This window comes from Desulfonema magnum (genome assembly GCF_017377395.1).
Taxonomy (GTDB): domain Bacteria; phylum Desulfobacterota; class Desulfobacteria; order Desulfobacterales; family 4be13; genus Desulfonema_C; species Desulfonema_C magnum.
The window spans coordinates 3,258,837-3,273,118 of sequence record NZ_CP061800.1; the positions used below are offsets into that span (position 1 = coordinate 3,258,837).

Here is a 14,282-nt window from a genome sequence, read left to right on the forward strand (position 1 = left end):
ATTACAACCCCTGGAGTGTGATGAGTATGGTTCCGGCCAGCATGAGCAGTGCGCCGCTGAAACGAAATCCGATATTCGCCTCTTTAAAAAGCAGTTTGCCATAAATAACGCCAAACACAACGCTGAGTCGTTTCACTGAGATCATATAGGCTGCTTTTGTAAGCGAAATAGCCAGTCCGTGAAGGAGCGCGTGCAGGAAGAATATGCCTCCTGCGATGACACCTTTTACAAATTCTTCCCTGAATGTTCTTATGCGGACTTTTCGAAATAACAGGAGAAAGAGGAATAATACGAGATTAAACACTGCGAAAAAAGATAAGGTGAAAAAAAGCGGTGAGGAATGGAGAATGGCTTTTTTTCCTATCACGGCGGCAAAACTGAACAAAAAGGAAAGAATAAACATCAGCCATGACCCTGTTTCTTTGAGAATGGCTTTGAACGGTGCCAGAAAAGACCGCCTACCCGGTTCAATATTGAGAATATAACACCCCGCGCAAATAATCAGTATGCCAAGAATCCCCCATGTATTTGGCATTTCATCCAGGAACACATATCCGGTGACGATCATAAACCCCGGGGTAAAGGCCAGATAAGGGACCGTAAGGGAAAGCGGAGAAACCTTGATGGCTTTCATATAGAGAACAAAGGCCACGCCGTTAAGGGGAATACTGATCAGAAAACTCCAGAAAAAAATTGAGTCAAGCCGCGGCACCGGCACAAACAGCACCGCAATGGCAAAAAGCGGCATACTGTAGAAGAGGGGACACATAGCCATTTCATAAGGACTGAGATGAGAGAAAAATTTTTTCATCCAGGCATCCTGGGAAGAAACCGCCAGCGCAGCCAGAAGTGAGAGAATAAACCAGAGCATCAGGAAATACTTGCAAGTAAATTTTTTTTCATAGAATTTCTCTTGTTTCCTCAGACAGTTCAGCCAAGTTTCATAAATCCGGAGTGCAAAAATAAAGCGAAGCGATTTTTTGCATAAATCATAAATCCGGAGTGCAAAAATAAAGCGAAGCGATTTTTTGCATTTTACCGGATTCTTTTTATATCCGATGCAAAAAACCGCTTCGCTTTATTTTTGCACTCCGGAAAAGATTCTTGTACTGCTGAGGGTGGGATTTTATCCCACCGATCTTAACTTTTCAAAAATGAGCGGATAAAGTCTTTTACTTCGTCTTTTCCTCTGAAAATCCCATAATGTCCCTCACAGAGAATATCAGCCTCAAGGGAAATGAGCAGATTCAGAGAGCGCAGATAGTCTTCCTTGTTCGACAGAAGACTCGAATCCAGGGGGCCGTGAACATCCTGTCCGAAAAGCACCCGAAGTCCGTCTGACTCCGTGAGATAGGCCACCGACCCCGGGGAATGTCCCGGAATATGGATGGCCTGAATGATCCTTCCTCCCAGTTTGATATCTTCCTGTGCCCCGGACAATTTTCTATCCACAGCAAAAGGAGTCATTCCTGAACCATACCAGCTTGCGGCAGTTACAATGGGATTTCCCTGCTCAAGAAACGGAGCATCCAATTCGTGAGAAATAACCTTACAGTGAATCTCATCTTTCAGGGCCTTTGCACCGCCCGTATGGTCAAAATGACAATGCGTAAGCAGAAGGTATTCAATCGCATCTGTGCTGACACCGCATGCACGGATGTTTTTTAGCAGTTTTTTATGTGAGCCGCCGCAGCCCGCGTCCACAATTGCTGCATGACCATCAAAATTGATCAGATAAATGGCCGCATCCTCGTATGAAGTAAGTCCCCCGCCGCCGATCTGGAATATTTCATCTGTGATCTTCATTGTAATGACCTTTGCATTGAATTTGCCTGTTTTGATAAAACGCGCAATTGGTTCTGAAATCGCCTGCCTCAATTTATATTCGGCTCTTCTATCACCATAACATTGTCATTTGCAATAAATATTTTCACTAGTCTTTTTCTTGAAATCTATAACAATTTGAATTTATCCAATTTCTGTTTTTTTCTCGTTCCCACGCTTTGCGTGGGAATGCAGGACAGACGCTTTGCGTCCTGATCTCAGTATCATGTGCTAAGACCACAACTCATTATTTCTTTTACCGTGAAAATACATTTTGAAAAGCCGGGTTTTTTATCTGAAAACATTTTCATAACCGGGGGCAAAAAACCCGGCTTTTTTATGAGCGTTTATTGGCTAATGATTTTTCGGACAAAGTTTGCAACCCCGTCCGAAACGTTTGTTTTCGGGGGTCGGAAAATATTTCGGACGGGGTTGCAAACCCCGTCCGGCAGATCCGATCCTGACATTATCAATTATCAATTGAAGGCGTTCCATCACATAAAGGTTCCGGGTGTCTGTCCTGACATCAAAACACAAAGCCTTTAACATCAAAGGCTTATGTTCCATCACATAAAGGTTCCGGGTGTCTGTCCTGACGTAAAAATGAGAAAAATGGCAATAGTAATTTTTGTTCCATCACATAAAGGTTCCGGGTGTCTGTCCTGACTTATGAAGTAACTCCTTATGGAAAAGAGTTTGAAGTTCCATCACATAAAGGTTCCGGGTGTCTGTCCTGACGAATGATTTCGTCAACAACGGTCGTATGACCGGTTCCATCACATAAAGGTTCCGGGTGTCTGTCCTGACAAAAAGATGAAGAAACTGTCATTTTTCCTTCTGCAGTTCCATCACATAAAGGTTCCGGGTGTCTGTCCTGACAAAACAGACCTTGACCTCGCCGCTTTTTACGAGTTCCATCACATAAAGGTTCCGGGTGTCTGTCCTGACTTTCTTTGATAGTGTAACAGATGATAATGTAGGTTCCATCACATAAAGGTTCCGGGTGTCTGTCCTGACTAATCTGGGAGAAGAAGAAATTTCTTCCTTGTTCCATCACATAAAGGTTCCGGGTGTCTGTCCTGACACCATCGATGGCTGGGGATTTGCTCCAAAAGCCGAGGTTCCATCACATAAAGGTTCCGGGTGTCTGTCCTGACCAACTTGGAAGTTGCCTTGGAAAATGCAGATTTTTCGTTCCATCACATAAAGGTTCCGGGTGTCTGTCCTGACTTTTTTCCCAGGTGACATCAATGATGACGGAGTTCCATCACATAAAGGTTCCGGGTGTCTGTCCTGACCGGCTGACCAAGCTTGGTCCGGCCGGGTGGAGTTCGTTCCATCACATAAAGGTTCCGGGTGTCTGTCCTGACTCCGGAGTCAGGTCCATAGGGGACCGGACTCAAAGTTCCATCACATAAAGGTTCCGGGTGTCTGTCCTGACTTGGAGGACCCACAGGAGGGAGCGTTTTGACAGGTTCCATCACATAAAGGTTCCGGGTGTCTGTCCTGACTTAACATCAATGGAGCTGGTTACACCAGTTGTTCCATCACATAAAGGTTCCGGGTGTCTGTCCTGACAGTCTCAGGTGCTAAAACGGCCGACAATTTGACGTTCCATCACATAAAGGTTCCGGGTGTCTGTCCTGACTAAGGCGATTACATATTGCCTTTATTGTTGAAACGTTCCATCACATAAAGGTTCCGGGTGTCTGTCCTGACTGTACTAAAAGAAGCCTACGCGGGTCTTAAAGAACGTTCCATCACATAAAGGTTCCGGGTGTCTGTCCTGACACGCCTTTCATTGGCATAACGCCAAACCTGATCTGGTTCCATCACATAAAGGTTCCGGGTGTCTGTCCTGACAATGCAGAGACGTCTATGACAGCCATGACTGGTGCTGTTCCATCACATAAAGGTTCCGGGTGTCTGTCCTGACATGTAGCTGGCGATGGTGGTGCAGCCATTAACGTTCCATCACATAAAGGTTCCGGGTGTCTGTCCTGACAAAACAGACCTTGACCTCGCCGCTTTTTACGAGTTCCATCACATAAAGGTTCCGGGTGTCTGTCCTGACCTCCAGATGATTTAGATGAAGTCATTTTTCAGTCGTTCCATCACATAAAGGTTCCGGGTGTCTGTCCTGACTATGGCGTCCAGGACAATGGCACGATTGCTGTGGCGTTCCATCACATAAAGGTTCCGGGTGTCTGTCCTGACAATTACAAACTTTTTACTGCAGCAGTTTTTGGTTCCATCACATAAAGGTTCCGGGTGTCTGTCCTGACCCGGAGATCTTCAGCGGGCATCCGATGTCGTGGTTCCATCACATAAAGGTTCCGGGTGTCTGTCCTGACTTAATTTTTACCTGCTTGAATTTTAAGTAGGTTCCATCACATAAAGGTTCCGGGTGTCTGTCCTGACTAAGGTGGAATTTAAAACCACTTTTGCTGGCGAGTTCCATCACATAAAGGTTCCGGGTGTCTGTCCTGACAGGGCCAGCAGGGTTTGAACGTTAACGGAGCGTTCCATCACATAAAGGTTCCGGGTGTCTGTCCTGACCCCCCTCGAAAATTTCAAAAAATGGCTTTTCTGATTTTGAACTTTCGTTAAATTCGTTTTATTATCAGAGAGATAATGACCGCCATTTTCGTTGTTAAGGCTCGTAAGTGTCATTTTGGCTTTTCACCCGGTTTACTGCTAAAAACCTGCCAACATATTGTTTTAATACAAAATAAACTAACTTTTTTCGAAAAAAGGCACCCGGAATTAACATATCGTTAAAAATAAGATAGTTACAAATTTCACCTTTCAGAAAATGAAATTTTTTTTTCTGACAATCAGATTGCCGGCAAAACTGACACCCGGATTTTTTCCAGACCTAACTTTTTATTTTGCGATTGTCAAACTATTTTCCTGCCTGTTAAGTACCTGAGCAAAAGTTTTTTATATTTGCCCGGAAAGAAACCCGGCTTTTTTCCCGGAATGATCCGCCGCCCGTGAAGGAAAAACCCGGGTTTCCCCGCCGTTCGCAGAAAAAAGATATAAAAAACGGTAGTCCTGCAAGGGGAGTGATGAATCTCGTTCAATCCCCTGATTATCGGGAGACTGAATCTCATACCAGCCATTTTTAAAGCCAATTCCAATATAACACTAACTGTCCAAAATTGCTCACAGTTCAGAAAATGCCCGGTAGGTGAGCGACTGAGTGGGAAAACCATATCTCAGTCACTCAGTCCGGAACAAATTTTTCATCAAAAAAAATTATCCACTGTCAGTTCATCATGTGCCCATGGTCCAGGATGCCAAATATTCTTTCTGTTCAGGCGTGAGATCATCAATTGTCACGCCCATAGCCGCGAGTTTTTCTTTTGCAATCTGCATATCTATTTTTTCAGGAACCGGATAAACATTTTTCTCAAGCGACACGCTGCTCTTCACCATATATTCAATACTTAACGCCTGATTGGCAAAGCTCATATCCATAACACTGGAAGGATGTCCCTCTGCTGCGGCAAGGTTAATCAGCCGTCCCTCGCCAAGCACATTAATCCGCCTGCCATCTTCAAGAACATTCTCCTCCACAAATGGCCTTACATATCGTGTTGATTTTGTAAGCTCCTTTAAGCCATCAAGATCCAGTTCCACGTTAAAATGGCCTGAATTTGATATAATGGCACCGTCCTTCATGACATTGAAATGTTCTTTCCGTATGACATTAATGTTACCTGTGACGGTGCAGAAAAAATCACCGATTTTAGCGGCATCCTCAATCGGCATGACACCAAACCCGTCCATGACAGCCTCAAGCGCGGCAACCGGATCCACCTCGGTGACAATCACATTCGCTCCCATTCCCCGTGCCCGCATGGCAAGGCCCCTTCCGCACCATCCGTATCCGCAGACAACAAAATGGGTTCCGGCAAGCAGACGGTTTGTCGCACGAATGATGCCGTCAATGGTGCTTTGCCCCGTACCATACCGGTTATCAAAAAAATGCTTTGTCTGGGCATCATTTACAGCGATGATGGGGTATTTTAAAACCCCTTCCGCGGCCATGCTTCTGAGGCGAATAATTCCCGTGGTGGTCTCTTCGGTGCCGCCCTTCACCTCATTTATAAGTTCTGAGCGCTCAGAATGAAGCGTGGAAACCAGATCTGCCCCGTCATCCATTGTATATTGAGGTTTGTTGTCCAGAAGCGAATTAATATGCTTGTAATAGGTTTTATTGTCCTCGCCTTTTATGGCAAAAACCGGAATCTCATCATGCTTTACAAGTGACGCGGCCACATCATCCTGGGTACTCAGCGGGTTGGACGCGCAAAGAAAAACGCTGGCTCCGCCGGCTTTTAGCGTCTGCATCAGGGAAGCCGTTTCTGTGGTGACATGCAAACAGGCACCGAGACGTACTCCGTTTAACGGTTTCTCTGACTCAAACCGTTTTCGGATGCGGTTTAAAACCGGCATACTCTGGTTTGCCCATTCAATACGCAGTTTTCCTTCCTCTGCCAATTGTATATCTTTAATATCAAAATCCATTTATTTATTAACTCCTTTTTTAAATTGTCGGGGAACGGAGCGAAGGGTCCGTTAGTAATGAATGAGCGATCCAGATAGCTGATAACAGTTCACCGCCCCTCGCCCCTCATCTCTTACCCTCGCCCCCGTTACAATCCGGCTTTTTCTCTGATGATTTCCGCCATATTTGTTTTTTCCCATGTAAATTCAGGTTCACTTCGCCCGAAGTGTCCGTATGCGGATGTTTTTCGATAGATCGGTCGCAGAAGGTCAAGATATTCAATGATGGCGGAGGGCCTCAGGTCAAAAACCTCATTGATGATTTCTTTAACTCGTTGTTTGGGGACAACGCCCGTTTTCATAAGATCTACCATTATGGACACGGGCTTTGACACGCCAATGGCGTAAGCAAGCTGCACTTCACATTTTTTTGAGATGCCAGCTGCCACGATGTTTTTGGCAATATGTCTGGCCATGTAAGATGCGCTTCGGTCCACTTTGGAAGGATCCTTTCCGGAAAAACATCCGCCGCCGTGACTTCCCTGTCCGCCATAAGTGTCAACAATAATTTTCCGTCCGGTAAGCCCGCAGTCCCCCATGGGACCGCCAATGACGAATCTGCCGGTGGCATTGATAAAATAACGGGTATCTCCGTCTATCATTTCCCGAGGAATCACCTTCTTTATAACTTCCTCGATAATGGCCTCTTTCAATTCTTCGGAAGTGACATCCGGTTTGTGCTGTGCCGCGATAACCACCGTGTCAACCCGTTTTGGTGAACCGTTTTCGTATTCAATGGTTACCTGGGATTTGCCGTCAGGCCGGAGAAAATCCAATGCGCCGTTTTTTCGGACCGTGGTAAGCCGGTGGCAGAGCTTGTGTGCAAATGTGACAGGCATCGGCATTAATTCAGGGGTTTCATCAGAAGCAAAACCAAACATAAGTCCCTGGTCACCCGCGCCCTGATCTTTGTCCGGAGCGGTGTTCACTCCCATGGCAATATCCGGAGACTGATGGTCAATACTGGTAACAACAGAACAGGTTTGCCAGTCAAAACCCATCTGGGATGAATGATATCCGATGTCCCGGATCGTATTCCGAACCACCTGGGGCATATCCACATAACAATCGGTTGTAATTTCTCCGGCAATAAAAGCCAGACCTGTTGTTACAAGCGTCTCACAGGCAACCCGGCAGTTCCTGTCCTGTGCCATGATTGCATCTAATATGGAATCTGATATCGCGTCAGCAACTTTGTCGGGATGGCCTTCGGTTACAGATTCGGAAGTGAAAAAAAACGGTTCTTTACTCATAAATGTTCTCCTTTTTATTGTCATTTTATAAACACAATGACAAAAATGGATATTAAAAGACTTCCGAAATTTTCAAAACTTCGGAAGTCTGATATTCCTCTGTATATTTTTCAAATGACAAATGACAAAATTCACGGGAAAGGTCAATGGGGTGAAAACAGTATTCAGGGGTAGCTATTCTTACCTCTGAGAGCCGGGTATATCCAATATCATATTATCTATCACCCGGGTTTTTCCGACCTTGACGGCCAGGGCCATCAGTGCTGGTTTGCTGATGGTTTCCATATCAGCAAGGGTTTCAGGATCGCAAATGGTAATATAATCTATGGCCGTTCCCGGATGGGATGTGATAAGTTCCGAAGCCGCGCGGATGATCTCTGCCGCGTCGGTTATTCCGTTCTCAAGCAGTGTCTGAGCCTTTTTCAGCGACGCATAAAGAGAAAGCGCGGAAACTCGCTGATCAGGTGTCAGATAACTGTTTCGTGAACTCATGGCAAGGCCGTCAGTTTCCCTTACCGTGGGATGTCCCACAATTTCAATGTCAAAATTCAGGTCTTTCACCATTTGGCGAATAACAGCAACCTGCTGATAATCCTTCTGACCGAAGATGGCAAAATGAGGTTTGACAATGTTAAATAGCTTGGTGACAACCGTTGCAACGCCTCTGAAATGAACGGGTCTGGAAATTCCGCACAAATGATTCGGGAGGTCTTCCAGTTTCACATAGGTCTGAAAATTCTTGCCATACAGTTCTTTTTCATTTGGCGCAAAAATTGCGTTCACCCCTTGTTTTTCCGCAAGTTCGCAATCTCTCTCAAAACTTCTCGGATAGGATTCCAAATCTTCTCCGGGGCCAAACTGAGTGGGATTGACAAAAATACTGATGACCACATCATCACAGCGGTTACGCCCTTCTCTCATAAGAGACAGATGTCCTTCATGGAGAAATCCCATGGTGGGAACAAAGGCAATTGTTTTACCGCTGCGTCTTATCATATCGGAGCGTTTCTGTATTTCTTTGACTGTCTTTATAATTTCGATGGCTCGTACCTCTGTATGAAAGTGTTAGGTGTTAGGTGTTAGTAGGTGTTAGGTGTTAGGTGTCAGGTGTTAGTAGGTGTTAGGTGTTAGGTGTTAGGTGTTAGGTGTTAGGTGTTAAGTGTTAAGTGTTAGGTGTTAGGTGTTAGGTGTTAAGTGTTAAGTGTTAGGTGGGGTGATGAAAATGTTTCCAAGGCTCTGAAAAAGCTGATCCCGTTTTTGTTCCCCGCATTTTTTGACTGCCTGATTTTTAAGTCATAAAAAAATTGCGGAATAAAAATGGGATCGCAATTGTCAGCCGGGTTTGTGACATTTTCATCACCCCAGGTGTTGGGTGTTGGGTGTTAGGTGTTAGGAAAAATTCTGAAACTTTTATGTTTCGTTGTAATCCCCGGGTCATGAACTCTATTTAAAAATTTTCGTAATATCAAAGACTCATGGCCGGGATGATTCCCCCGGTCATGAAAATGTACTGACACCTAACACCTAACACCTAACACCTACTAACACCTGACACCTGACACCTAACACCTAACACCTACTGACACCTAACACCTAACACCTACTGACACCTAACACCTAACACCTACTAACACCCAACACATTTGTTTCCGCATCAGGAAAACGAAGGATAAAACACCCTTTGCCAAATGTCAACCTACAGTTTTAATCAAAATAGGCAGATGCGGAACCTCCGTGTCCGAGGGCGGGGTAATCCGACATTACCAGTTGGACATCATTTCCTCTCCCCGGCGTTTTGCTATTTTGTTCTGCAACTTATGGAATCGCTTACTCATAACCGTTGCCAGGTTAGACATCACCGAATATCCGAGTCTGGTATCTTTTTCAAAAAGTTCGAGAAGTTTTTTGCTGTCCACCCTTGCCACCCTGCAAACTCTGCTGGCGCAATAACATGAAAGCGTCATTTTGTAAGGTGGAACCAGGCTTGACCGTCCGAAGGCCATTGTTTCCGATATGGAAGACAGCGTACGTTCATCCGATCCCTCGGTTTCAGGCGAATCCAACCGGAGATCAACCTCTCCCCCTGTCATCATATAGAGATGGGTAGCGTCCTCTCCCTCATCAAAAAGTTTGTCCCCGCGCTGAAACTCCTTTTCCTCGCAACAGCTCTGAATAACAGCCAGCTGATCATCATTAAGACCTTTGAAAATTTCGACTTTTTCCAGAAAATCGAGACTGATCATAATACCTCCTTTTAAAATTGAGGACTGAATAATTTTTCAATTTTCAATTCTCAATTTTCAATTTTCAATTTAAAAAATGGCTCCGAATTTGCACTTTTCAAAGCAGGTCATGCACTTTATACATTTGTCCTTTTGGATGACAGCAACATCTTTCTTCTTCCAGGTAATTGCCTCTGCGGGACAATGTCTGAAACACGCGCCGCATTTTGAACACAGGTCCGGATCAATTTCAAATTTCAACAGGGCCACACAACGCTTTGCCGGACATCGTTTTTCATAGATGTGCGCCTCATATTCATCTCTGAAATATCTCAGCGTGGAGAGAACCGGATTCGGGCCTGTCTGTCCCAGACCGCACAGGGCGGATTCTTTGATAACAGAAGAGAGTTCCTCCAGGTCTTCAATATCTCCGGGCTTTCCTTTTCCCTCGCATATTCTGTTCAGAATTTCCAAAAGCCGGCGGGTTCCTTCACGGCACGGCGTGCATTTTCCGCAGGATTCGTCCTGAATAAAATCCATAAAAAAACGGGCCATGTCAACCATGCAGGTATTTTCGTCCATGACGATCATTCCGCCGGATCCCATGATGGCCCCGACCTTGGCGATTTCTTCGTAATCCACAGGAATATCAAGGTGTTGTTCAGGAACACAGCCGCCTGAGGGACCGCCCAGCTGCACAGCTTTGAATTCCTTCTTGTTGGGAATACCGCCGCCAATGTCAAAGACAATTGTTCTCAGGGATATTCCCATGGGCACTTCCACCAGCCCGATATTGTTCACATCTCCGGAAAGCGCAAAGACTTTTGTTCCCTTGCTTGTTTCGGTGCCCACGCCCGAATACCACTCACCTCCGTTTAATATAATCTGGGGAACATTGGCAAGGGTTTCGACATTGTTTAAAATGGTGGGCTTTTCCCACAACCCCTTTTGCGCGGGAAAAGGCGGACGGGGCCGGGGCATTCCCCGTTTTCCCTCAATGGAACGCATCAGAGCGGTTTCTTCTCCGCAGACAAACGCACCGGCCCCTTCGTAAATTTCTATATCAAAATCAAAGCCGGTTCCGAGGATATCCTCTCCTAAGAGACCATATTCCCTGGCCTGCTGAATGGCAATGGTGAGTCTGCGGATTGCCAGAGGATATTCTGTCCTGGCATAGATATAGCCCTTGTGGGAATTGATGGCCCGGGCCGCGATGATCATTCCTTCGAGAACCGCATGAGGATCAGCTTCCAGAATACTTCTGTCCATGAAAGCGCCCGGGTCCCCCTCATCCGCATTACAGAGGACATATTTGATATCTCCGGGACTTTTGCTGGCAAATTCCCATTTAAGACCCGTGGGAAATCCGGCTCCGCCCCGGCCCCTGAGTCCTGAAATTTTCATCTCTTCTATAATTTGTCCGGGTGTCATCTCCTGTAATGCTTTGGCAGCACCGAAATAACCGTCCCTGGCGATATAATCGTCAATCACCTCAGGATCAATGAGCCCCTTGTTTCGCATCACCCGGAGCATCTGATGTGAGAAAAAAGGGATTTCATTCATGGTGGGGATCGTTTCTTCGGACGCAGGTTCCACATAAAAAAGTTTTTCCACAGGGCGGCCCTTGAGAAGATGTTCCTCCACAATCTCCGGCACATCTTTCGGCTTAATCTTCTGGTAAAAGATTCCTTCTGGCTGAACCAGCATCACAGGCCCCAGGGTACAGAATCCGTTACAGCCTGTTTCCACAATCTGAACTTCTTCCGAAAGCCCCTGACGTTCAAGCTCTTTTTCAAAGACCTCCCGAACCGCCGGACTTGTCGCACTGCATCCTGTGCCGCCACACAACATCAACTGTGTTCTTATCTTGCTCATTGCTTTCTCCTGAAGAATTCTGAAGTTTGAAAACTCGGAAGTCTGAAATCTATCCCCTGGCCAGGGCAAAGTCAGTCTGGACTTCGCCTTTAAGCACATGCCTCTTGAAGACCTGACGCATTTTGTTTGCGTTCATATGCTGATAGATAACCGGCGTCTTTCCTTGTATTTCCACCGTGACATTTGGTTCGCTGCTGCACATTCCCAGACATCCCGAGGCAACCACCTGGATGTTCTCGTGATCTGCCTGACCTAATTCTTCCATGAGGGTTTCCATCACCTCACGGGCACCTGCCGCGATCCCGCACGTTCCCATGTGAACAATGACTTTGATATCTCCCTTTTCACCTCTTAACGTCATTTTTTTTGAAGCGTTTTCTTTTATCTTTTTAAGGTCCTGTATGGTCAGTTTTCCCATAATTTTCCTCCTTGGTGAGGGGGCAAGGGGCAAGAGGCAAGAGGCGTTGGGATTGGAGATTAGCCAAATCCCCAAATCCCCAAGCCTCAAGCCCCAAGCCCCAGGCCCCAAGCCTTATTCATATTTTTCGAGAATATCAATAATGCTCTTTGAACTTGTATGCCCGTAAATATCCTCGTCAACTACCGACACAGGGGCAAGTCCGCATGCCCCCAGACACCTTATGGCTTCTAAAGAAAAACGTCTGTCCTGGCTGGTTCCTCCTTCTTTTAACTGATATTGATCACAGATTCGTCCGATGACTTCTTTTATGCCTTTTACATAACATGCGGTGCCCATACATACTTTTATGGTATGCCTGCCTTTCGGCTCCATTGAGAAAAGTGAATAAAAAGAGGCGACTCCGAAAACTTCGCTGGCGGAAAGATTAAGCCCCCGGCTGATGTGATCCATCATCTCCGCGGGCAGATAACCGACAATGTTCTGGCACTCCCTCAGAACAGGAATAACTGAACCGGATTTTGTCCGGTTTGCCGTAATAATTTCGTTAATCTTTTCCCACATATTTTCTGTAATGTCAGGGTGGTAAGGGTGTATATCATGCAGCATGTTCAGGTCTCCCAATATGTTAAATGAAAAGAACTGTGAAAAAAAGCTGATGAATAGCATTCATAATCAGCAGGCCACAATTCCCCTTCTGAGGGTGAAAGCACTGTCTGAAATCATATCTCCCTGCCCCTTCAAAGGGGGAATTTCCAGTATTTCTGATTTGCTGATTATATTTCATAACAATCATAAAATGTCAATGAGATCATCTGCATCTTTCATTTTTTGAGTATGTCTTTGCTTATGACCATGGTCAGAGTCCGTTTTTTTAAAAAACAAAATCTGTTCAGACTTCCGAAATTTTCAAAATTTCGGAAGTTCTCACCCCGGAATCAGATGAGCAAATTTTCTGAAACTCATCACTTCCTTTTTTTTAAAATTATCATAAGAATTACAGATAGTCGGCTCAAAAAAGACCACGCCCGCCGATTCCTGATTATTCCCAATTTCTGATATCAAATATGATCATATTACCCTGACGTGAACCAGGCAATGTCGGAAAATTTTACACTGAATTACACAATTTTCTCAAATAGATTATAATTTTTCTAATAGGGTAACAAATGGGCAATAAAAATAATTCTAAGCGTATAACATTCTGATCTTAAAATATATAGTTTATTTTATGATAGTTCAGTCTCTGTTATTTTGTCCGGGATATGATAAAAAAATTGTAAAATTTTCCGACACCTTTTTGCTGTTTTCGGCCACTGTATGTTAAGTACCCGATCAAAAGTTTTTTATACATCTCTTTTTCTGCGAACAGCGGAGAAACCCGGCTTTTTCCTTCAGGGACGGCGGATCATTCCGGGAAAAAAGCCGGGTTTCTTCCCCGGGCAGATATTGAAAACTTATGGTTAGGTACTTATGTAAAAATATATTTTATTTTAATTTCAGGTTGTTAATAAAAAAAGCGCATTTCGGAGCAAAAAAAGGTGTCTGAAAATTTGACACTGCTCCTGCCGGGATTTTCCTGATAGTTAATCAGTTAGTTAAATATCCGTACGTTGTAATTGCTGGCATGGTTTTTTCATAAAATTGTCAGCAGTCTGACTGAAAACCTCCGAGGTTTTCAAAACCTCGGAGGTCTGAGCCAGAAGGTCTGAGGTGATTTCTAATATATGAAAAAACAGAACTCAGATTTTTTTCATTTTTTTCGATTCTGTAACCTATCTGTAACTTTTGGTATGTTATGAAAGCATTCAGATAAAACTTTCAAAATGATGAGAGCTTGAAAATTCTGAGTGCGACGCCAGAAGCGTATCATAAAATGTTCGCACAGGTGCTTAAATTATTTACAAGACAGAGCCAAACCCGTCGTGAGACGGTGACGGAAAGCCACGGGTCTTAAATGAAAAGGCATCGGGGTTGCCTTTTAGTAAGAGCAGAGGTGATCCGGCTTTTTTTCATTGTATAGGAAATTATAAAATTCGGCGTGCAGTCTCTGCACAGATTATATGTAATAAAAAGGGCGGTGAGAAATAGTGACGGATCATGCCTGTCGTTTTT

9 protein-coding genes, 1 CRISPR repeat array and 1 riboswitch are annotated in these 14,282 nt (G+C 44.8%); all 9 genes read right to left on the minus strand.

Annotation, left to right across the window (positions count from 1 at the left end):
* Position 1: 1 nt before the first annotated feature.
* Positions 2–871: a DMT family transporter gene (locus tag dnm_RS12865; protein ID WP_207683040.1), complete on the minus strand. Its 870-nt coding sequence runs from the start codon at positions 869–871 to the stop codon at positions 2–4.
* 269 nt (positions 872–1,140) lie between these two features.
* Positions 1,141–1,878, minus strand: a complete 738-nt coding sequence (locus dnm_RS12870) for an MBL fold metallo-hydrolase (RefSeq protein ID WP_207683041.1) — start codon at positions 1,876–1,878, stop codon at positions 1,141–1,143.
* A gap of 434 nt (positions 1,879–2,312) precedes the next feature.
* Positions 2,313–4,383: direct repeats of the CRISPR family, unit length 37 nt; unit sequence GTTCCATCACATAAAGGTTCCGGGTGTCTGTCCTGAC.
* Positions 4,384–5,103: 720 nt separating this feature from the next.
* Positions 5,104–6,360 (minus strand): adenosylhomocysteinase, encoded by a 1,257-nt coding sequence (ahcY, locus tag dnm_RS12875; protein ID WP_207683042.1) that lies wholly within the window; start codon positions 6,358–6,360, stop codon positions 5,104–5,106.
* 128 nt (positions 6,361–6,488) lie between these two features.
* Positions 6,489–7,652: a methionine adenosyltransferase gene (metK, locus tag dnm_RS12880; RefSeq protein WP_207683043.1), complete on the minus strand. Its 1,164-nt coding sequence runs from the start codon at positions 7,650–7,652 to the stop codon at positions 6,489–6,491.
* Between the two features lie 180 nt (positions 7,653–7,832).
* Positions 7,833–8,693, minus strand: coding sequence for a pantoate--beta-alanine ligase (gene panC / locus dnm_RS12885; protein ID WP_207683665.1), 861 nt, complete (start codon positions 8,691–8,693; stop codon positions 7,833–7,835).
* Between the two features lie 719 nt (positions 8,694–9,412).
* Positions 9,413–9,895, minus strand: coding sequence for a Crp/Fnr family transcriptional regulator (locus dnm_RS12890; RefSeq protein ID WP_207683044.1), 483 nt, complete (start codon positions 9,893–9,895; stop codon positions 9,413–9,415).
* A gap of 69 nt (positions 9,896–9,964) precedes the next feature.
* Positions 9,965–11,749 (minus strand): NADH-quinone oxidoreductase subunit NuoF, encoded by a 1,785-nt coding sequence (nuoF, locus tag dnm_RS12895; RefSeq protein ID WP_207683045.1) that lies wholly within the window; start codon positions 11,747–11,749, stop codon positions 9,965–9,967.
* Positions 11,750–11,798: 49 nt separating this feature from the next.
* On the minus strand, positions 11,799–12,167 hold the full coding sequence (locus tag dnm_RS12900) for a (2Fe-2S) ferredoxin domain-containing protein (protein ID WP_207683046.1): 369 nt from the start codon (positions 12,165–12,167) through the stop codon (positions 11,799–11,801).
* 114 nt (positions 12,168–12,281) lie between these two features.
* Positions 12,282–12,776, minus strand: coding sequence for an NADH-quinone oxidoreductase subunit NuoE family protein (locus dnm_RS12905; RefSeq protein ID WP_207683047.1), 495 nt, complete (start codon positions 12,774–12,776; stop codon positions 12,282–12,284).
* 1,294 nt (positions 12,777–14,070) lie between these two features.
* Positions 14,071–14,149, plus strand: a riboswitch (cyclic di-GMP riboswitch).
* Positions 14,150–14,282: the final 133 nt, after the last annotated feature.